The sequence below is a fragment of the Chlamydiales bacterium genome (assembly GCA_041395025.1).
GTDB lineage: Bacteria > Chlamydiota > Chlamydiia > Chlamydiales > JAAKFR01 > JAJACP01.
Genome location: JAWLBH010000001.1, coordinates 500,907 through 520,231, shown reverse-complemented (window position 1 = coordinate 520,231; position 19,325 = coordinate 500,907). Strand labels below are relative to the sequence as shown.

The following is a 19,325-nucleotide window of genomic DNA, read 5'->3' as shown; positions in this document are numbered from 1 at the left end:
CATGCGAAATCATTCAATTAAAGTTCAGTGTGAGTCATCTTTTGAGAAATGGCAAACACCCCTCTAATAGACCAGTTCGATAATTTGGGTATTTACATTCAAAACCTAAACAGTTTTTCAATTTTTGATTGCTTACCTTTTTATTATCATAAAAAAAGGATTGTGCTCGCTTTGATAACTCAGCCTTTTCGAATGAAATTTCTTTTAAAGGTGGTTCATTTAAAATATCCGCACCAAACTGGTGGACAAGGTGGAGAGGTGCTGGTTCATCATCACTAATATTGAAGATCTCTCCCCCTATAGGAGAGTCGATCGAAGCAAGAATAGCTTGGCAAATATCTACCATATGAATTCTAGAAAAATATTGCCCTGATTTAACAATGGTAGACTTTTTGCCTTTTTTGATCTCTTCTAAGCAATTTCTATTTGGGCCATAAATCCCTGACAATCGGAAAATATGAACTGGTAATTTGTATTTTACATACAAATTTAACCACGCCTTTTCCGCAAATAATCGCCATTTAGACTCTCGATGACTAGGTGTACATTGTGTCTTTTCATCCACCCAAGCTCCATGATGATTGCCATAGACACTTGTCGATGACAGATACCCTATCCATTTACATGTTGTTTTTGATAGATATTGCGAATATCTTTCTAAGACTGGATCAACTCCTGCATCATCTGGTGGGATAGTCGTCAAAATAAGATGTGAAGAGTCAATAATGGAGGGTAAAATGGGATCGAAAAAATTCAAGATTTCGATATTTCCCTTTCTGATTGGCTGCTTTACTTGTCTTGAGGTGCAGTAGACCTTGTAATTAAGGGGATGCATTTGTTCCATTAAGAATCTTGAGACATACCCATGACCAAAAATCAGCATCATTTTGTCAATTTTTTATAGGCTCTAAGGGCTCTATTTCTTGAAGTGTTTAAGTCAACAATAGGATTAGGATAACTCTTACCTAAAATGATTTTTGCTGAATTTAAGATAGATTTAGGAGTAGTCCATGGAGCAAATAAATATTTATCCGGCAGATTTGCTAATTCAGGGACAAATTGTCTGGTATACGTTCCATATTTATCAAATTTTTTCCCTTGAGTCATAGGATTGAAAATTCTGAAATAAGGAGCCGCATCCACTCCACATCCCGCTACCCATTGCCAACTAGCACTATTGTTTGCAAGATCAGCATCAACTAAACAATCCCAAAACCAATCACGACCCTTATGCCAATGAATCATCAGATTTTTCACTAAAAAAGAGGCCACGATCATTCTGACTCTATTATGCATATATCCTGTTTGCCAGAGTTGACGGATCCCTGCATCAACAATTGGGTAGCCTGTCTGACCTGTTTTCCATGCATGAAAATATTTTTCATGATCTTGCCAAGGAAATCTGTTGAATTTAGCATTAAAATTCTCTTTGTGTAAGGATTTTACATGATACAATAAGTAGCATGAAAATTCACGCCATATTAATTCACTAGAAAAATGAGCCCTATCCTCATCATAAACATCCACATCATGGATAGCCTTCCAAATTTGAGAAGGGGAAATTTCACCGAAATGCAAATGTGGGGATAATAAAGAGGTTTGATTTTTACATGGGTAATCACGACCATGTTTATATCCCGCAAGACTCGTTTTGATAAAATTACTTAATTTATTGTGTGCTGCTACTTCTCCTATTTGCCATGCACACACAATTTTTTCGTACCATCTTTTCCCTCTTGGAAGTAAAGGTAAGTCAGCTATAGATAGAGCATTTTTAAGATCTTTAATCGGATCAATTTTCATGGTTTTTTCTATGGAGAGACGAGGTAATGATTGATGAGATTTGTTTTTATATGCATGAAATACTCTATAATAACTTCCATCATTTTTTAATATTTGGTCGGGGTCCCATAAGTAATTTCCATTGAAAGACTGGCAGTCTATAGATCTCTTTTTACAGAGAGATTTTACCAAGCTTTCTTGTTTTAAGTGCCAAGGCTCATAACATTGATTATAAAAAATATGATGAATAGGATAGGATGCAGTCAATTCACTGATGATCTTATCTGCTGCTCCATTATAGATATTAAGAGAGCCACCTAAAGATCGATTGAGTTTCTCAAGTGAATAGTAGAGCCATATTTTGCTTGCACTACCTATTTTAAATAGATTGGGCGCACAGTCATCTAGGATGTAGATGGCTAATACACTACCTAAATCGGCAGCCTTCGCTACCGCGGGGTTATCAGATAATCTTAAATCTTGTCTAAACCAAAGAAGAGAAAGTGTCTTGGTCATAAGAGCTTTTTATTCATCAAAAATTGCATAAGAGACTATCTATGAGTTGATCCAATCTTACAAATAAGACATTTTAGATAGAGCAGTCAAGGAGAATATATATATTTTTAAAGTGAAGCTTAAGTCTAATTGATACAAAAAAGTTTTATATTAATTATTTTAATTAAATATAAATCAACTCAAAAAAATTCTTGAGAGAATAACATTTTAATCATAGAAAATATGGAGTCGATTTATATTAAAATTTATAATTTCATTAAATTTATGGAAGAGATCAATTCTTTCGATAGAATAAATATTTCATATTATTTAAAATGTTTTGATCATGTTAGATAGTATTTTTAATTTTCTAAAAGAATTAGATGAGATTTTTTGGGGGTATTTTGCCTTTTTTCTCATTATTTTTCTTGGGTGTATTTTCATTTTTCGTGGAGGAGGAACTCTTATCCGTTCTCTACCTGAAACATTGAAGATTTTTTTTTCTTTTTTAAAAAGAGGCTCTCCAGCTAACCGAGGAATCCATCCATTAAAAGCATTTTTTGCATCAACTGGAGGGATGATTGGGATTGGAAATGTTGTAGGAATTGCCACTGCAGTCCAAATGGGAGGTCCAGGAGCACTTGTATGGGTTTGGATCGCGGGAATCATTGGAGCAATTGTCAAATACTGTGAGATCTATTTAGGATTTAAATATCGTCAGCCCAATAAAGAAGGAAGTTATAATGGAGGGCCGATGTACTTTCTTAAGAAAGCATTTAAAAATAGATGGATTCCCTTGGTGGTAGCGCTCCTTTTATGTATTTATGCAATAGAGATTTATCAATTTTCGGTGATCACAGATAGTGTCTCTATAAACTGGCATTTTAATCGCTACGCAGTAATTATGATTCTTTTGCTTTTTGTCCTTTATGCTTCCATTGGAGGGGTGTCTCGTATTGGGCAGATTTGTTCTTGGGTCATGCCGTTTTTTATCTTCATTTATATTGCCATGGGTTTTTGGGTCATTCTACAGGAATTTCGATCTATTCCTTTGATTTTACTCGATGTATTTAAATCTGCTTTTGTTGGTCATGCAGCTGTGGGTGGATTCGCAGGGAGCACAATTATTTTAACTATTCAGCATGGGATTGCTCGTGCCGCCTACTCAGCAGATATTGGAGTAGGCTATGATTCAATTATTCAAAGTGAATCAGCAACTCTGGAACCTGAAAAACAAGCACGTTTGGCGATTCTTGGGGTTTGTCTTGATAATCTAATCTGTACATTTAGTATTTTAGTTGTTTTAGTCTCAGGAGTTTGGAAGAGTTTAACTCCTTTAGAAGGATCGCAGTTAATTCAAACTGCATTGGAATCTTATTTTCCTTATATGCATCTTTTTATTCCATTTTTCTTTATTATTACGGGATTTACCACGATTACTACCTATTTTGTGGTTGGAATTAAGTGTGCGAGTTATTTAGCTCCTCGTTTTGGAAAGTATGTCTATATTGTTTATGGGATCACTGCTCTGATTCTTTTTTCTCTTATCCCTCAAAATCAAGCACTTCTAGTGATGTCTGTTTCAGGTTCTATATTATTGGTGATCAATCTTTTGGGTATTTTTCGTCTTAGAAAAGAAATCGTATTTGAAAAGATAAACCATCCGGTCGAAAAAGCAGCTTAAACTTTACATAATTAAATTTTTATTTAATAATAATATTAGAAATCTAATTAATTATTAATTATGTCTACGGATAGTTTAATTATTTCTATAAGTGTTGCAATAGTGGCTTGTGCTTTTATTGCTATCGTCATTTTCTTAGCAATCATTCTACTGTCTTTACGTCGAACTATTTTGGATATGGATGATAAGATTCAAGCTTTTGCCCCTCTGGCTCGTTTTATTTTTAAGATAGGAGATCTAGTGGAGAAGAAAGAGAAGGGAATGAGTGAGAGTGAAGATGAGATCTCTAAAAAAGCCTTTAAGAAGAAAGATCGTTGCTTAGACGCAGTGATTGAAGTCGTGAGATGGGCTTTAGTCGGCGTAGCCATTTGGCAAAAATTGAAGGAGAAAAAATAAATGACACATAAAAAATCTGGTCGTGGTAAAGGATTTGCCCTTGGGGCTTTTTTTGGGGGACTTTTTGGAGGAATGGCGGTACTCTTTTTTGCGCCTAAATCTGGTAAAAAAATGAGAAAAGATGTCGCAAAGAAGTGTCATCATGCAACCTCTAAGGGAAAAGATATGATTGTTGGGGCTCTTGAGGGATCTTCAAAATTATGCAAGAGTGCTAAAACCATAGTGATTGAAGCTAAAAAAGCAGCAAGCAGGGTCGTTAGAAAAAGATAGGAAATCTTCCATGTTAGGAAAAAGAAAGCATACTGGGTCAAGTTTTTTTTTAGGAGCTGTGATAGGGGGACTTTTTGGAGGAGCAGCGGTCCTTTTATTGACTCCAAAATCAGGGAAAGAGATGCAAAAAGAATTGATCCATCATTATGGTAAAGTTTCGCATGACACGGTACAATTATTAGACGGGATTCGTAGCCAATCATTAGAAATGTTAGAAAAAGCAAAAACAATTTCTAAAGAAGCTAATGAAATTGTGAACCACTATTTAGAAGATAAATAGAAGCTAAGGATCTGTTTTTGCTAATATTCTTTCTACTGTTTCAACAGTTGTCTGAGTGAAAAAATCAAATTCAATATTCAATAGATCACCGGGTTGTTTTTCCCTCAAAGTCGTAAATGCAAGGGTAGTAGGGATAAGATGGACGTTAAATTCTTCTTGGTATAGGGCAGCAAGAGTTAAACTGATGCCATTAATGGCCACATACCCTTTGACAAATAGATATTTCTTCCATGCTTTAGGAAGTTTAAATGTGTAAACATTTTTTTCGATCTTCACTAGCTGGGTGGTTCCGTAAATGTGACCAGAAAGCATATGCCCTCCAATCTCATCACCCATTTTAGCTGCTCTTTCAATATTAACAGTTTGTCCAATCTCTAAAGAATTGAGTGTTGTACATTTGATTGTCTCCTCAATAGCATCAAACCAGATCTTCTTATCTTGAATTTTCGCTACTGTTTGACAGACTCCATCTACAGAGATACTTGCTCCAATTGTTAGTTCTTGATAAGGAAAAACCAGTGCATATTGCATCAGCTGATCATTTTTTTTCACATCTACCACTTTTCCAATCTTATGAATAATGCCTGTAAACATCCTCTTGATTTCCTTTTTTACATATCATTTACTATGCCTATCTCAATCCTTATAAACCATTTCATCTGAGTTACAGTGATATTACAACTGTAAAAGTTATTTATGTGTAAAATGGTGAATTAATCCTATCGTTAAAGTCAAAATCACCATAGCAAAAATAAAAAATAAGAGGGGTATCGTAGTATAGGCAAGTAGATGGCTAAATTTTGCTTTTAAGATCAAACAGATGATGTAAGTGAGGTAATAAAGAAGAAAAAGTAGGCCTTCCAAACGAGAGATTCTATGACCCGTTAGAGAGATGGGTAGTGTAGCTATTGAAGCCCCAATCATTACTGGAATGTCAAATGTCATGGCTTTTATAGGAATAACAATAGGACCGTGAGATAGAACACCCGCGATGCCCATCACACCAAATAGATTAAGTATATTGCTGCCAATCACATTTCCAATTGCTAACTCCCTTTCCCCCTTCTTTAAGGCAAAAATAGAAGTGACTAATTCTGGAAGAGAGGTTCCAATAGCTAGAATTGTTAGGCCAATAAATAGTTCACTAAATCCAAAATAGATAGCAAGTTTTGTCGCTTTGGATACTAATAAAATAGAACCCAGTCCAATCAAAATCAACCCTAAGATGATCCAAAGTATTTGAGACCAAACTGGATAGATAGGAGATCCATTTTGTTTGGTATCCTTTTGTTTTTTTGAAAGATTAAAAATCAAAATTAAATAAAGAATGAAAAACAATAATAAAATCAAACTAGATAAACGTACTAATTGTCCATTTAACGTGAGAATCCAGAAAAGTAGATTTGCAAAAATCATAATCGGTATATCATAGATAATAAGCGTTTTATGAATAACTAATGGTGTTACAATGGCACAGATCCCTAGAATCATAAGAGTATTAAAAATATTGCTTCCAACAATGTTACCAATCACCATCGATCCTTCTCCTTTCCAAAATCCTACTATACTCACCCCGATTTCAGGAGCACTTGTTCCAAATGCAACCACTGTTACTCCGATGATTAAAGGTGAGATTCCTAAAGCTCTTGCAAGTTGAGAGGCTCCAAGCACAAGAGATTTCGCTCCACTAAATAGGCAGCATAGGCCGAGAAAAAAAAAAGAAAAAGGTAATTAACATAGATCATTCATAAATTAAAGATTAATACGATTATATTAGTTCATATAAAGTTTGAAAAATTGTATTTTTTGGAAATTTATCAATTTTTGATTAACTATGATATGTATGTTTTAAAAAAATCACGATTAAGTTATCCTTCGCCTCTTTGTCATGATACTATAGTCATAGGGTGAAGAAAATGAGATGCCCTTTCTGTGGGAACGAAGATTTAAAAGTCACTGACTCGCGCAATGCTTTTGATGCAAATACGATAAGAAGACGAAGAGAGTGTCTGCGCTGTAATCGTCGTTTTACAACATTTGAAATGATTGATCTAACAATTCAAGTGTGTAAAAGAAACGGACTATATGAAGATTTTCAAGAAGAAAAATTAATCTCCGGTTTAGAAGCAGCATGTCGACATACTCAGATCAGTCATGAACAAGTACGCAATTTGGCTTCAAAAATTACAGGGCAACTCATGGAACTCCAGGTGCGTGAGATCACAACCAAAGAAATTGGAGAGATTATCATGAAATATTTGAAAAAAATGGACATGATCGCATATATCCGCTTTGCATGTGTCTATCGTCGTTTCAAGGATATTGGTGAACTGATGGAGGCAATCCAATCAGTAGAGCCAAAAGAAACAGATTGTCAACTGACAAAAACAATGCGGTCTGAAGTTCTTGTGCATGATAAATAGACATGAGTAGTGCTTACAATAGGATAGGATTGTGTAAATTGAGTATGTTTTTTAGAACATTTTCTGTTTTTATATTCAAATCCATTGGCTATCAAGGAATTATATTTTTGAGCTATATGTAGGTATTTTAAAATTAATTTATTCATCTACAATTAAATAGAGGAACTCATGCCATTAACTAAAAAGCAAGTAGAAGCATTTAAAACTCGTCTTGAAGAAATCAGGCGCCATTTAACTCATATGCTTGAGGGGACCACTCGCGAAGTCAAACGTCCTGATGAAGCCACAGGGTATACTCAGCATCAAGCGGATCAAGGAACTGATGATTTTGATCGTAAAATTAGCCTTGAAATTACGGGGAAAGAGTATGAAATGCTGCGCCAGATTGATCGTGCATTAGAAAAAATTAGAGAAGAAACGTATGGGATGTGTGATGTGAGTGGGGAAGAAATTCCTTTAGCTAGACTGGAAGCTGTTCCTTATGCAACAATGACTGTCAAATCTCAAGATATGTATGAAAAAGGACTTCTTAAGGATTAGGGTGGATCGAGTTTTAGATAGGATAAAGTGGATTGAGTCAAAATTCTCTTAGAAGGTATAGTTATACGACACTTCTCGTAGCTCTTGGCTTGAGTTTACTCTTTATAGATTTTTTTACAAAGTCTTATATTTACCATATTTTTCCTTTTTACAATTCATTGGGTCCCTCTTATCACTCTCCTGTAGACTTGAATTTTTTTGGAATACATCTCTCTATTACCTTGGTTTTTAATAAAGGAGCAGCTTGGGGATTTTTTTCTCGTTTCCAGCTTAGCTTAATTCTTGTGCGTTTGGTTGTGATTCTTGGAATTTTTTTCTATTTATTTTTTATCAATAAAAAACGCTATATTATCTTCCCCCTTCTATTAATTATTGCAGGGGCTTTGGGAAATGTGGTTGACTTCTTTCTTTACGGATGTGTCATTGACTTTATTCAATTGAATTTTTGGGGATATCATTTTCCTGTTTTCAATTTAGCTGATACTTGGATTACCATGGGTGTGATTTGGTTTTTTCTAGTTAATCTTATGCATCGAAAAAAAAGCTATGCTTAATGTATCTAAGTGGATAAAGATTCCCCTGCTCATCGATTTAGAGGAGATGAGAGCACTTTTTGCCTCTTTACCAGCTTTTACAATTTATCAAATTCAAAAAGTGACTCTCTTGGGGGAAGGAGTGATTCCTATCGATCTTTTTTTAGCTGACTATGCTTGCTATATAAGCGCTTTAAAGCAAGGAAAGATTCCTTCATCTCTTACCTCTCCTGTTTTTAGTGTCTCTTCAGAAGCGATGGAAGTTGTTTTTTTAGATGGAAAGCGTCAGCTTTATCGACCTAGACTACCTGTTGTACAGGTAGTCGCACATGCGATTCGTTATAGTACGATTGATCAGAGTATCCGATCACAACTGTTTGGAGTAGATGGCATCACTTGGGGTATTCAGGTAGGCTATCCGCAAATTTTTGAAGATCCTAAGACCCATGAGATTCAAGCAACACGTCATTTGGTCAATGGACCACTCTTTTATGCTATGCAAAAATGGATCCGCCTTCATACGCGTCCTACTCCTTTTATCATCGCAGGTTGTAAGCAAAATGTGCCAATTCGTTTAGGAAAGCAATGTTTTTCTTGGATTAACTCTCATTCACAACTTGAAGAAAAAGGGATAAAAATTGACGATACGCTTGTTACATCAACGCTTTATTCGCAATAGTTGGACTTTAGCCTTAGCTGAGTCTTGTACAGGAGGAGGACTTGCTTCTTCTTTTGTAGCTATTCCAGATTGCTCTTTGTACTTTCGAGGAGGAGTAGTTGCCTATTCGAATGAGATAAAAGAACAAATATTAGGTGTTAAACCAACAACCCTTGTGCAATCGGGGGAAGTGAGTGAACAAACTGCTTTAGAGATGGCTTTTGGAATTTTAAATCTGTTTAAAGTCAATATAGCACTTTCTACAACTGGAATCGCAGGGCCTTCTGGAGAAGAGACTAATAAACCAGTAGGAACAGTTTGTTTTGCTATCGTTTCAGAAGGTGATCCACCTCTCTTATGGACGGCTTATTTTGAAGGAAGTAGGAGGTTGATTATTCAACAAGCCATTCAAGATGCCCTTAAAAAGCTGGATGACTATACCCGACCATTAAATAAATAGGGATTTTTATGGATCAGTACCAATTGCTCGATAGTGGTGGAGGGGAAAAATTAGAACAATTTGGGGAGATCTTATTAATTCGGCCTTGTCCCCAAGCGATTTGGCGTCCCCGCCTTGCAAAGAAGATATGGAAAGATGCTCATGGACGTTTTTGCCGAGATCAAGAGCCTCGATGGGAAATTTTTTCTCCTATTCCAGAAAGATGGAGAATGTCTATTCAGAATCTGCAATTCTACATCAAACTCACAGAGTTTGGTCATCTCGGTATCTTTCCCGAGCATGCAATCCTTTGGAATTTATTACAACCTAGTGGGCATTTTCTTAACCTATTTGCTTATTCAGGAGGGGCTTCACTTGCAGCTGCACAAGCAGGCTCAAAAGTCACTCATGTAGACGCGGCAAAAAATATGGTTAAATGGGCAGCTGAAAATGCCTCGATGAATGGAATCTCTTCTATTCGTTGGATTGTTGAGGATGCTCGAAAGTATTTAGCACGTGCAATTCGTCGTAAAGAGTCTTACGATGGAATCTTATTAGATCCTCCTTCTTTTGGAAGAGGCAAGTCAAAAGAAGTGTTTAAAATAGAAAGAGATCTCCCTTCTATGCTTGCCCAATGTCGTGAAATCCTCTCTGATCATCCTTCTTTTGTTATTCTTAGTTGCCATACTCCTGGTTTTACCCCAATTGTGCTCAAACAAATTCTTCAAGATGCTTTTGATGGGACAATTGAAGCGGGAGAGCTCATTTTAAAAGGACCTTTTGATCTTCCTGCTGGTGCTTATGCGAGATGGCAACCATAGATGACTAATTCACAATTATGATGAATTTTTTATGAATAAATTATAAAATATTTATAGATAGTCTTATGTTAATTACAAGTAGAAAAAATCCAAAAATTAAGGAAATTAAAAAACTTTGGAAAAGAAGTGAAAGAGAAGAATCTCAGCGTTTTCTTATTGAAGGATATCGTGAAATTTCTCGCGCCCATGCAGTAGAAATTGAATCTCTTTTTTATTGTCCTGAATTTTTTCTTGGGGCTAATGAATCTCAATTAATCGGTCAAATTCGTGGGACGAGTTATCGCTGCAATAAAGAAGTTTTTTCTTCGATCTCCTATCGCGATCGTCCCGATGGGCTTTTAGCGATTGCGAAACAATTTCATACAAATTTGCATGAGATTCTTCCTTCTAAAAATCCTTTATATATTGTGGCAGAATCGATTGAAAAACCTGGAAACCTCGGAACTATCTTACGTTCTAGTGATGCAACAGCTGTCGATGCTGTGATTGTTTGTGATCGCTCTACCGATATTTATAATCCCAATGTTGTACGAGCGAGTGTTGGAACTCTTTTTACCCTACCTGTAGTTGAAGTGTCAGGGAAAGAAGCAATATGTTGGCTAAAAGAGCAGAAAGTAAAAATCATCGCTGCAACCCCATCAGCAGAAATTGAGTATACTAAGGTCGATCTGCGAAATGGAGTAGCGATTGCTGTTGGAACTGAGCAGTATGGATTAAGCAGACAATGGATAGAAGAGGCAGATTTACAAGTAAAAATTCCTATGCTAGGAGTTGCCGATTCTCTCAATGTTGCTATGGCAACGACCCTTCTTTTATATGAAGTGATTCGTCAAAGAAGCACAAGATCATCTTGAATCCATTCAGTGCGATTTATAATAAGGCGAAATTGTTTTTACAAAAGATACTCTAGAAGAATTAAACAAGATCGCAAGCCTCTAATGGCATCCAATGAGGATCTTGGCCTTCCCATTTAATATTGCATCCTATCGGATTTGTAAGAGGAGTAGAAATTTTTTGACCAGAAAGATGATCTTCAAGGGCTTGTTTTAAGTTGTTTTCTTTGACAAGAGAGATATTACGTGGATGATCGACTCCACGTCCACAATAGATAAGACTTCTATGAGCATCAAAGACGTAGAAGTGAGGAGTACGTAATGCCCCATAAGCAGATGCAGTTTTTTGAGAGGCATCGTGTAAGTAAAACCAGGGAAACCGATGGATTTTCATTCGTTCCACCATATGCTCAAAAGAATCCTCTTCGTAAGTATTCTGACTATTAGAATTGATGGCTACAAAAAGGACTCCTTTTTCACGAAATTGATTCGCTGTTTGGCGTGTGATTTCATCTGAGCCTAAGACATAGGGACAATGGTTGCATGTGAAAAAAATTACTAACACCTTAGCACTAGAAAAATCAGATAGTCGGTAAGTCTTTCCATCTGTCGCAGGAAGAAGAAAATCAGGAGCTTTACTGTTAAGAGGAAGAGTAAAGGGCATAAGAACTCCTTAAGTTTTAAGAAGAAAAAATTATGGAATTTAAAAAGTTTTTAATCAATGTGTTTTTTGAGGAAATTGCTTTTTAAATCTTTTTCGATTATATTTTTTCTTAATATTTTTTAATCCATGTCTCAATTAAATGAAAAAAAAAATTTTAAAATCCATAGGAGAGGGGATCAACGCCATCAGTCAACTTTCAGATCCACAAAATCTTGATTTTATTCAAAAAAGTGCTGAGTTATTAGCTCATGTTTTTCAGGACAAGAAAAAAGTTTTAATTGCAGGCAATGGAGGAAGTTTATGCGATGCTTCTCATTTTGCTGAAGAATTAACAGGGTTTTTTCGAAAAAAGAGACATCCGCTTCCAGCGATTGCAATCAGTGACCCCGGGTATTTAACCTGTGTTGGAAACGATCTGGGTTTTGAATATATTTTCGGACGTGCAATTGAGGCTTATGGAGAAGCAGATGATCTGTTTATTGGACTCACTACAAGTGGAAATTCACAAAACCTTGTTAATGCATTTCAAACAGCTAAAAAACAAAATCTTAAAACAATAGCTTTTTTAGGCAAAGGAGGAGGTAAGTTAAGAGGAATTGCAGATTTAGAGATATTGATCTGTGATCTTGTGACATCAGACCGGATTCAAGAAGCCCACATGGCGGCTATTCATATCATCATTGAGATGATGGAAGAGATTTTATTTTCTGAGACTCAAAAAGAACTCATTGGGACAGTCATGAGCGTATGAGAAGATGGCTTGCATTTTGGATTACGGATATGATTTATAAGGAACATTTAAGATTTTTGACCTATCCCTTAAGTTGGTTTTATGGATGGGGAATCTCTCTGTTTCACTGGTTATATGATCATAAATGGTGGCTGCAAAAATATGCTCCCCTTCCTGTTGTGAGTATTGGCAATGTAGTGGTTGGAGGTGTAGGAAAAACTCAGTTAGTGATTCTATTAGCAAAAGAACTTAATGATGTAGCTATTCTTTCAAGGGGGTATAGAGGAAAACATGAGAAGGGAATCAAACCGACTTTAGTGAGGCCAGGGACATTAGTTTCAGATTATGGAGATGAGCCTTGCCTTCTTGCTTCTCGTCTTCCGGATATTCCTGTCATTGTTCATCGTGATCGTTATAAAGGAGCTTTAGAAGCAAAAAGACTAGGAGCACGCCTAGTATTGATGGATGATGGGATGCAGCATCGTGCCTTACATAGAGAGATTGAGATTGTTGTTTTAAATGGAAAAGATCCTTGGGGAGGTGGACATTTTTTGCCTAGAGGAAGACTGCGAGAGCATCCGAAACGTTTAAAAGAAGCTGATCTTATTGTATTTGTAGGGACTCCATCTCTAGATACACAAAAGCGAGTACGCAGTCTTACAAAAGCTCCTTGGATAGAAGTAGAGATAGTTATAAGAGAAATACGCATGTTAAATGAGACATTAATTACCTCCTTACAGGGGAAAAGAATAGGGATTTTTTGTGGCATTGGCAATCCGATACGTTTTGCTGAAAATATTCAGACACTGGGAGGAAAAATTGTAAAATCTTTTTATCTTCCTGATCACTATGGGATGAATGAAAAAGAACTGAAACAATTCGCCATTTTTTGCAAAGCAAAAGGGGCAGAATATCTTGTATGTACAGAGAAAGATCGTGTGAAACTTCCCTTGTCTGCTGCTTCTAGTCCACTGCCAATTTGTTGGGCGAAAGCAGAATTCGTCATTACAAAGAATCAAGAAGCCTGGAATAAGATGAAAAAACAGATTACAACACTTGTAGGAATGATATAATGAAGCTATGGAAAAAAATGTTAATTGGTTTATTTTTAGGGACTTTAACAGGGATTTTTTTGGGTCCAAAAGCTGCCTATCTCAAACCATTTGGAATGGTGTTTCTTGGCCTCTTGAATATGTTAGTTGTGCTTCTCGTCTTCTCTTCTATGACAGTGGGGGTCACTTCAATCAATGATGTCCGTAAGCTTGGGCGAGTAGGTTTAAAAACTCTTCTCACCTATTTATTGACAACGGCGATAGCCATTGCTTTTGGTCTGATTGCTGCAAAACTTCTGAATCCTGGCAAGGGGATCGGCCTTAATCAAGAAACGATCGATTTAACAATAGATGAAACTCCTGAATTGATTAGCATTTTTATGAATTTGGTCCCATCAAATCCAGTGGGTTCTCTTGCAAATGGCAATATTCTTCAAGTGATTGTATTTTCAATCTTTTTAGGTCTAGGGATCAATTTTGCTGGAGAAAAAGGTAAACCTATTGCTCTGGTTCTTGAATCGCTTAGTGAAGTTATGTTTACAATTACTGGGATAGTCATGACCCTGGCTCCTTATGGGATTTTTGCAACTATGGCTTGGGTAGCAGGAACGTTTGGGATGGCGATTCTTGTTCCTCTGCTGAAACTTGTTTTAGCGCATTATTTTGTATGTATTCTCCATTTGATTATTGTTTTTGGAGGGATTTTAATATTTTTTGCCAAGGTGCGAGTGGTTCCTTTTTTTAAGGGAATGACAGATGCAATTACTCTAGCCGCATCAACAACCAGTAGCTCAGCCACTCTACCAGCTACTCTTCATTGTGTGGAAGAAAATTTGGGGGTTTCAAAAAATATTGCAAGTTTTGTTCTTCCATTAGGTTCTACTGTAAATATGAATGGGACAGCAATTTTTCAAGGAATTGCTGCGGTGTTTATTTCTCAAGCTTATGGCATCGAATTAGGGTGGGAGAGTCTTCTAGTGATGGTGATAACAGCTACCTTATCAGCTGTGGGTTGTGCAGGGATTCCTGGAGGAGGGATTGTGACTCTGTCCATCGTTCTTGGCTCAGTTGGTTTACCTATTGAAGGAATTGCAATTGTAGCTGGTATAGATAGGTTACGTGATATTATTGGCACAGTAGTCAATATTTTAGGGGATTCGGTTGTGGCTGTTTTTGTGGCTCAATCAGAAGGAGAATTGGATGAAGCCAAATATAATAGTGGTGTTTATATTAGTTATGATCATAAACCGACTGTTACTCAGGAGAGTCAAACATGAAAAAGATTATTGAAGTTACTCTTCCCAAACTAGGTGAAAGTATTCTTGCTGCTACAGTGATTGAAATTTTTAAAAAGGAGGGAGATTTTATTCAAGAAGATGAACCCCTACTCGAAGTCTCAACAGACAAGGTGAATTCAGAAATTCCTTCTCCTGTATCTGGTGTGATCAAAGAAATTCTTGTGAAAGTGGATCAAGAAATTCCTATAGAAACTCCAATTGTTAAAATTGAGTTAGGGATTGAGACTTTAACATCTCTTAAATCTGAAACCATTTCTCAGATAGACTCTGATGGGATAGGACAAGAGAAGGAAAATCTTTTGACTCCGGCTGTTTTACGTCTTGCACAGATAAAAGGGATCTCACTTGAAACACTTCATACAATTTATGGAACTGGGCAAGATGGTCGCATTACCAAAAAAGATATCGAAAACTACATAGATTCAAAAGAGAGTTCCTCTATTGAAAAAACAGAAGAAGAAAAAATTCCTCTGAGTGGGATGAGGAAAATGATTGCTGACAATATGGTGCGTTCCTTTTACCAAGCCCCTCATGCTTCTCTTGTCTCTGAAGCTGATGTCACTGATATCATTCACCTAATCCAAGAAAAAAAAGAAGAATTTAAGCAGACTCATGGTTTCAAACTTACCATTACCAGTTTCTTAATCCAAGCAATGACTAAAGCTCTTGAACAGTTTCCTATGTTAAATGCCTCTTTAGAAGGTGAGACGATTATTATGAAACGGTTAATCAATATAGGGATTGCGGTTAACGTAGATAAAGGTTTAATTGTACCTGTGATCAAAAATTGTCAGACACGCAATCTCGTCAGCTTTGCATCTGCTGTTGCTGAGCTTGCATCTTTAGCAAGAAAAAATCAACTCTCTCCTGAGGCTATCTCTGATGGAACAATTACAATGACAAATTTTGGGATGACTGGTGCCTTGATGGGGATCCCAATTATCCGTTATCCCGAAGTGGCAATTATTGGGGCTGGTACGATTCAAAAACGTGTTGTTGTTCGTGAAAATCAAATGACTATACGCCAAATGATCTATATCACTCTTACCTTTGATCATCGTTTAATTGATGGGATATATGGATGCCAATTTCTCGACGCTTTTAAAAATTACCTTGAATCGCATCATTCCTTAAAAAGTTTATGAAATACTTTTTTGAAATTAATCTTAGAGGGAGAGAAATTTTTTTCTGAGAAATTTAAAAAGTCAAACTGAAATTCCATTTTATCAATAAGAAGTTTGTCTCTATTTTCTGATTAGATTGCCGAATAAGCTCGGAGACCATTAAACATATAGAGATTTTCAGTTTTGATGGTTTCTAGCTTTTCATGAGCAAAAGAGTTAAGAAGAGAGGAGATGGATTGAATTTCGATTGCCGTATTGTTGTGGCTTTCAAAACGACAACGCCAGTGATCAACACAGAAAACTCCCATTTTTTTTGCAGGCCAGATCTGTACCCCTCGGTTAGTGATAGCTAAAAGTCTCATAGAAGGAGCCTCTACCTTTTTAATTCTCTTGAGCAGGCTCTCAATAGAGCCGTCAAAATAGAGATATATATCTACCCCAATTAGCTTGCGTTCTATTCTTAAAGATGCAGTTTTTTGAGGATGGGTAAATGTTTGGTCTTTTACCGATAAATATTCAATTGCTTGCATGGTATCTGGCTTTTTCCCCAGTCGTTTCATAACCGCTTTTGCAAATTCTTTCGTGCCAATAGGAGTTCCTTTTTTGCAAATGTCTCTTGTATGGAGACCTTCTTCAATGGTTTTTAACCAGGCATTATGGATGTTTGCTGCAATTTTTGGTTGGTGAATATGAACAAGCATCAAGACAGAGGCAAGAATTAACCCTGTTGGATTCGCACTATTTTGACCAGCAAGACGTGGAGCAGAACCATGAATTGCTTCAAACATGGCCCCCTTTTCCCCAATGTTAGCTGTACCTACTAGTCCAACTGAACGGGTAATTTGAGCAGCTATATCGGATACAATATCTCCATAGAGATTAGCCATCACAATGACATCAAAATTTTCAGGAGTATCTGCAAGTTTTGCACTTCCAATATCGATAATCCAGTGTTCATGCTCAATATCAGGGTATTCTTGAGCAATTTCATCAAAAAGACGATGAAAAAGCCCATCACTCATCTTTAAAATATTATCTTTTGTGAATGCAGTGACTTTTTTACGTTTGTAAAGCCGAGCATATTCGAAAGCATAGCGAATAATCCTTTCGCTCCCAGGTTGACTAATTAATTTCAACGCTTGATACATGTCTGGAGTTTGGCGATATTCAATTCCTACATAAAGGTCTTCTTCATTTTCTCTAATAATCACCACATTCATTTTAGGGTGTTTTGTTTCAATCAATGGGTGATAGGAGACACATGGGCGGATATTTGCATAGAGTCCTAGCGTCGTACGGATTGCCACATTGAGACTGCGATAACCTCCTCCCTGAGGAGTTGTGATTGGTGCCTTGAGAAAGACACGATTACGGATTAATGTCTCCCAAGCACTCTCCTCTATCCCAAGAGAATGACCACCAAGATAGACTTTTTCTCCGACTGAGATTTTTTCAATCTCAATTTCTGCTCCGGAGGCTTCAAGGATATTAAGTGTTGCCTCCATGATTTCAGGGCCAATTCCATCCCCCTCTGCTACTGTGATACGATGTTTTTTACTCATATTCTCATCATTCTAGATGATTTTTTCCATGACTTCAAGAGAGTTTAGAGATAGAATTAAGAGAGTATGATGTTAAAGAAACTTTTTTCTCAGCAACAACAGTATATTGAAACATTTTTTTCTGAAGTAGAGATTGCTTCTTGTGAAAAGCTATTACAGGAGATTTTTCTTTGTAAGGGACTGGTATTTTTCACTGGCATTGGAAAAAGTGGCTTTATCGCACAAAAAATAGCAGCAACAATGATGTCGACAGGGACTCAAGCCACTTTTTTGTCACCTATAGATGCGATTCATGGCGATTTAGGTATGGTTTCAAAACACGATTTAGTCATTATCCTTAGTAAGAGCGGTGAAACTCATGAATTATTGCAACTCCTCCCTTTTGTACGTAATCGTGGTGCACGTTTAGCTGCAGTGACCTCTAATCCTCATAGTCGTCTTCAAAAAGGAGTACATCTCTCTGTGATTCTTCCATGTTCAAACGAACTGTGTCCTTTTGATCTTGCTCCCACCATTTCTACTGAAGTGCAGCTTTTGTTTGGAGATGTCTTAGCAGTGGCTTTAATGGAAATGAAAGGGTTTACGATAGATCAATATGCTGCTAATCATCCAGGAGGACAGATTGGGAGACGTGCTTCAATTAAAGTACGTCAAATGATGATCAATAAAGAGAATACCCCTTTATGTTATGCTGAAGATGCATTGCAGGAGGTTTTGATTGATTTTTCAGAAAAGCGTTGTGGTTGTCTAATCGTGATTGATGAGCAAAAAGAACTGAAAGGGATTTTTACTGATGGAGATTTAAGGCGTGCTCTTCAAGCTAAAGGAGAGAAAGTCTTGCAGGAAAAAATTGGGGATCTAATGACGAATACGCCAAGATCAATCGATGCAGATGCTCTTGCTTGGGATGCAATGCAACTTATGGAACACGATCAGAATCATCCTATTATGGTCCTTCCTGTTGTTGAAAAGAAAGAGGTGATCGGTGTCATCAAGATGCATGATTTAATCCAAGCAGGTGTTTAATTCCAGATTGGGTGAAATAAGGAAGAAAAATATCACATTCTGGAAATACAGCAGCTGATTCTTTTAAAAATTTGTTGAAATGAGAGTGCGTCTCGAAAACTTGGATTTTTTCAGCCACTGGATTTTTTAACCAGATTCCTAGTCCGTATAAGTGTTTTTTTTTCATGTATTCAATTCTTGCGATACTTTTTTTCGGAATTTTTAAGAAAGGTTTCCCTTTTTTTATGAAAAAAAAATTGTTGCCATCATCATGAATTTCATTAGGTTTAGTTGTGAGATATTGCAATTGACGATAAGGAAGCCATCCAAATCCGATAAGAGTTAAGCTACCAAAAAAAATGGGAATTCCCCAGACTTTTAAAACAGATAGAGGTAGTATCGTTCCTCCAAATAGAATTGCAAGAGCTCCAAGAGCAACAAGCCATCCTCTTGTTCGTAGAGTTGTAGCCATGAGATCAGGTTTAATCACAGTGCGGATGATGAGTGTTTTGTGATCTTTCATGTCTCCACAGGTTAGCAATAAAATATTCCACCATTCAACAAACAAGATAGATATTTTATCTGCTTTTTTTCACCAAAGCTAAGCCATCTTTTACTTTTTCAATGGTGAATATTGAAAAAATTATTAGTTGAACGATTATATCGTATACAAATTCAATGAAATCACGATCAAGTTTAAGACAACTGTAGATTTTTCCTTAAAAAATCGCCTCTA

The 19,325-nt window shown here is 36.5% G+C and carries 22 protein-coding genes and 1 pseudogene; 16 read left to right on the top strand and 7 right to left on the bottom strand.

Annotation, left to right across the window (positions count from 1 at the left end; all coding sequences use genetic code 11):
- Window positions 1–34: 34 nt before the first annotated feature.
- On the bottom strand, window positions 35–886 hold the full coding sequence (locus tag R3E91_02370) for an SDR family oxidoreductase (protein ID MEZ5315042.1): 852 nt from the start codon (window positions 884–886) through the stop codon (window positions 35–37).
- Window positions 883–2,298, bottom strand: coding sequence for a deoxyribodipyrimidine photo-lyase (locus tag R3E91_02365; protein MEZ5315041.1), 1,416 nt, complete (start codon window positions 2,296–2,298; stop codon window positions 883–885). Before R3E91_02365 ends, R3E91_02370 begins: the two co-directional genes overlap by 4 nt.
- Window positions 2,299–2,623: 325 nt before the next feature.
- Between R3E91_02365 and R3E91_02360 the strand changes: the two genes are divergently transcribed.
- Genes R3E91_02360 through R3E91_02345 form a run of 4 tightly spaced genes read left to right on the top strand, consistent with a single transcriptional unit; the run spans window position 2,624 to window position 4,907 of the window.
- Window positions 2,624–3,961: an amino acid carrier protein gene (locus tag R3E91_02360; GenBank protein MEZ5315040.1), complete on the top strand. Its 1,338-nt coding sequence runs from the start codon at window positions 2,624–2,626 to the stop codon at window positions 3,959–3,961.
- A gap of 60 nt (window positions 3,962–4,021) precedes the next feature.
- The gene (locus R3E91_02355) at window positions 4,022–4,357 is read left to right on the top strand and encodes a DUF948 domain-containing protein (GenBank protein ID MEZ5315039.1); all 336 of its coding nucleotides are present in this window, start codon (window positions 4,022–4,024) and stop codon (window positions 4,355–4,357) included.
- The gene (locus R3E91_02350; protein MEZ5315038.1) at window positions 4,358–4,627 is read left to right on the top strand and encodes a YtxH domain-containing protein; all 270 of its coding nucleotides are present in this window, start codon (window positions 4,358–4,360) and stop codon (window positions 4,625–4,627) included. It begins immediately after the preceding gene.
- Window positions 4,628–4,637: 10 nt separating this feature from the next.
- Entirely contained in the window at window positions 4,638–4,907 is a 270-nt protein-coding gene (locus R3E91_02345; protein ID MEZ5315037.1) for a YtxH domain-containing protein, read from the top strand.
- A gap of 3 nt (window positions 4,908–4,910) precedes the next feature.
- Here the strand turns inward: R3E91_02345 and R3E91_02340 are convergent, their stop codons facing one another.
- Together R3E91_02340 and R3E91_02335 are read right to left on the bottom strand one after the other, a co-directional pair.
- A complete protein-coding gene (locus R3E91_02340; protein MEZ5315036.1) occupies window positions 4,911–5,501 on the bottom strand; it encodes a riboflavin synthase subunit alpha in 591 nt (196 codons plus the stop codon).
- A gap of 96 nt (window positions 5,502–5,597) precedes the next feature.
- Window positions 5,598–6,620 (bottom strand): annotated as a pseudogene (locus tag R3E91_02335) (calcium/sodium antiporter).
- A 203-nt stretch (window positions 6,621–6,823) separates the two neighbouring features.
- Between R3E91_02335 and nrdR the strand changes: the two are divergent.
- From nrdR to R3E91_02300, 7 genes are all read left to right on the top strand, one after another.
- A complete protein-coding gene (gene nrdR, locus R3E91_02330) occupies window positions 6,824–7,330 on the top strand; it encodes a transcriptional regulator NrdR (protein MEZ5315035.1) in 507 nt (168 codons plus the stop codon).
- Between the two features lie 168 nt (window positions 7,331–7,498).
- Window positions 7,499–7,870, top strand: coding sequence for a TraR/DksA family transcriptional regulator (locus R3E91_02325; protein ID MEZ5315034.1), 372 nt, complete (start codon window positions 7,499–7,501; stop codon window positions 7,868–7,870).
- A 32-nt stretch (window positions 7,871–7,902) separates the two neighbouring features.
- Window positions 7,903–8,424, top strand: a complete 522-nt coding sequence (gene lspA / locus R3E91_02320) for a signal peptidase II (GenBank protein MEZ5315033.1) — start codon at window positions 7,903–7,905, stop codon at window positions 8,422–8,424.
- Window positions 8,417–9,082 carry a hypothetical protein gene (locus tag R3E91_02315; protein MEZ5315032.1) on the top strand — a complete coding sequence of 222 codons (666 nt, stop codon included), beginning with the start codon at window positions 8,417–8,419 and terminating at the stop codon, window positions 9,080–9,082. Before lspA ends, R3E91_02315 begins: the two co-directional genes overlap by 8 nt.
- Entirely contained in the window at window positions 9,042–9,521 is a 480-nt protein-coding gene (locus tag R3E91_02310; protein ID MEZ5315031.1) for a CinA family protein, read from the top strand. Before R3E91_02315 ends, R3E91_02310 begins: the two co-directional genes overlap by 41 nt.
- A gap of 8 nt (window positions 9,522–9,529) precedes the next feature.
- Window positions 9,530–10,321, top strand: coding sequence for a class I SAM-dependent methyltransferase (locus R3E91_02305; GenBank protein ID MEZ5315030.1), 792 nt, complete (start codon window positions 9,530–9,532; stop codon window positions 10,319–10,321).
- A 65-nt stretch (window positions 10,322–10,386) separates the two neighbouring features.
- Window positions 10,387–11,175, top strand: a complete 789-nt coding sequence (locus R3E91_02300) for an RNA methyltransferase (GenBank protein MEZ5315029.1) — start codon at window positions 10,387–10,389, stop codon at window positions 11,173–11,175.
- 61 nt (window positions 11,176–11,236) lie between these two features.
- Here R3E91_02300 and R3E91_02295 read toward each other — a convergent pair whose 3' ends face one another.
- Window positions 11,237–11,818: a thioredoxin family protein gene (locus tag R3E91_02295; protein ID MEZ5315028.1), complete on the bottom strand. Its 582-nt coding sequence runs from the start codon at window positions 11,816–11,818 to the stop codon at window positions 11,237–11,239.
- Between the two features lie 139 nt (window positions 11,819–11,957).
- Between R3E91_02295 and R3E91_02290 the strand changes: the two genes are divergently transcribed.
- From R3E91_02290 to R3E91_02275, 4 genes are read left to right on the top strand one after another with little or no spacing between them, the layout of a single operon-like run.
- A complete protein-coding gene (locus R3E91_02290) occupies window positions 11,958–12,569 on the top strand; it encodes an SIS domain-containing protein (GenBank protein MEZ5315027.1) in 612 nt (203 codons plus the stop codon).
- Window positions 12,566–13,621 carry a tetraacyldisaccharide 4'-kinase gene (lpxK, locus tag R3E91_02285; protein ID MEZ5315026.1) on the top strand — a complete coding sequence of 352 codons (1,056 nt, stop codon included), beginning with the start codon at window positions 12,566–12,568 and terminating at the stop codon, window positions 13,619–13,621. Before R3E91_02290 ends, lpxK begins: the two co-directional genes overlap by 4 nt.
- Complete coding sequence (locus tag R3E91_02280; protein MEZ5315025.1) at window positions 13,621–14,877, top strand: dicarboxylate/amino acid:cation symporter; 1,257 nt, start codon at window positions 13,621–13,623, stop codon at window positions 14,875–14,877. The genes lpxK and R3E91_02280 overlap by 1 nt, the downstream gene beginning before the upstream one ends.
- Window positions 14,874–16,043, top strand: coding sequence for a dihydrolipoamide acetyltransferase family protein (locus R3E91_02275; protein MEZ5315024.1), 1,170 nt, complete (start codon window positions 14,874–14,876; stop codon window positions 16,041–16,043). The genes R3E91_02280 and R3E91_02275 overlap by 4 nt, the downstream gene beginning before the upstream one ends.
- 110 nt (window positions 16,044–16,153) lie before the next feature.
- On the opposite strand, the gene R3E91_02270 is transcribed toward R3E91_02275, so the two are convergent.
- Entirely contained in the window at window positions 16,154–17,584 is a 1,431-nt protein-coding gene (locus R3E91_02270; GenBank protein MEZ5315023.1) for an NADP-dependent isocitrate dehydrogenase, read from the bottom strand.
- Between the two features lie 66 nt (window positions 17,585–17,650).
- Between R3E91_02270 and R3E91_02265 the strand changes: the two genes are divergently transcribed.
- On the top strand, window positions 17,651–18,610 hold the full coding sequence (locus R3E91_02265; GenBank protein MEZ5315022.1) for a KpsF/GutQ family sugar-phosphate isomerase: 960 nt from the start codon (window positions 17,651–17,653) through the stop codon (window positions 18,608–18,610).
- On the opposite strand, the gene R3E91_02260 is transcribed toward R3E91_02265, so the two are convergent.
- The gene (locus tag R3E91_02260; protein ID MEZ5315021.1) at window positions 18,576–19,112 is read right to left on the bottom strand and encodes a hypothetical protein; all 537 of its coding nucleotides are present in this window, start codon (window positions 19,110–19,112) and stop codon (window positions 18,576–18,578) included. The genes R3E91_02265 and R3E91_02260 overlap by 35 nt on opposite strands.
- Between the last annotated feature and the right edge of the window lie 213 nt (window positions 19,113–19,325).

Coding starts and splice junctions, on each gene's coding strand:
- R3E91_02340 (MEZ5315036.1), bottom strand. CDS start 5,501: ATGTTTACAGGCATTATTCATAAGATTGGAAAAGTGGTAGATGTGAAA.
- R3E91_02350 (MEZ5315038.1), top strand. CDS start 4,358: ATGACACATAAAAAATCTGGTCGTGGTAAAGGATTTGCCCTTGGGGCT.
- R3E91_02260 (MEZ5315021.1), bottom strand. CDS start 19,112: ATGAAAGATCACAAAACACTCATCATCCGCACTGTGATTAAACCTGAT.
- R3E91_02270 (MEZ5315023.1), bottom strand. CDS start 17,584: ATGAGTAAAAAACATCGTATCACAGTAGCAGAGGGGGATGGAATTGGC.
- R3E91_02300 (MEZ5315029.1), top strand. CDS start 10,387: ATGTTAATTACAAGTAGAAAAAATCCAAAAATTAAGGAAATTAAAAAA.
- R3E91_02315 (MEZ5315032.1), top strand. CDS start 8,417: ATGCTTAATGTATCTAAGTGGATAAAGATTCCCCTGCTCATCGATTTA.
- R3E91_02290 (MEZ5315027.1), top strand. CDS start 11,958: ATGAAAAAAAAAATTTTAAAATCCATAGGAGAGGGGATCAACGCCATC.
- R3E91_02370 (MEZ5315042.1), bottom strand. CDS start 886: ATGATGCTGATTTTTGGTCATGGGTATGTCTCAAGATTCTTAATGGAA.
- R3E91_02355 (MEZ5315039.1), top strand. CDS start 4,022: ATGTCTACGGATAGTTTAATTATTTCTATAAGTGTTGCAATAGTGGCT.
- lpxK (MEZ5315026.1), top strand. CDS start 12,566: ATGAGAAGATGGCTTGCATTTTGGATTACGGATATGATTTATAAGGAA.
- R3E91_02265 (MEZ5315022.1), top strand. CDS start 17,651: ATGATGTTAAAGAAACTTTTTTCTCAGCAACAACAGTATATTGAAACA.
- R3E91_02325 (MEZ5315034.1), top strand. CDS start 7,499: ATGCCATTAACTAAAAAGCAAGTAGAAGCATTTAAAACTCGTCTTGAA.
- R3E91_02365 (MEZ5315041.1), bottom strand. CDS start 2,298: ATGACCAAGACACTTTCTCTTCTTTGGTTTAGACAAGATTTAAGATTA.
- R3E91_02275 (MEZ5315024.1), top strand. CDS start 14,874: ATGAAAAAGATTATTGAAGTTACTCTTCCCAAACTAGGTGAAAGTATT.
- R3E91_02345 (MEZ5315037.1), top strand. CDS start 4,638: ATGTTAGGAAAAAGAAAGCATACTGGGTCAAGTTTTTTTTTAGGAGCT.
- R3E91_02305 (MEZ5315030.1), top strand. CDS start 9,530: ATGGATCAGTACCAATTGCTCGATAGTGGTGGAGGGGAAAAATTAGAA.
- nrdR (MEZ5315035.1), top strand. CDS start 6,824: ATGAGATGCCCTTTCTGTGGGAACGAAGATTTAAAAGTCACTGACTCG.
- R3E91_02280 (MEZ5315025.1), top strand. CDS start 13,621: ATGAAGCTATGGAAAAAAATGTTAATTGGTTTATTTTTAGGGACTTTA.
- R3E91_02360 (MEZ5315040.1), top strand. CDS start 2,624: ATGTTAGATAGTATTTTTAATTTTCTAAAAGAATTAGATGAGATTTTT.
- R3E91_02295 (MEZ5315028.1), bottom strand. CDS start 11,818: ATGCCCTTTACTCTTCCTCTTAACAGTAAAGCTCCTGATTTTCTTCTT.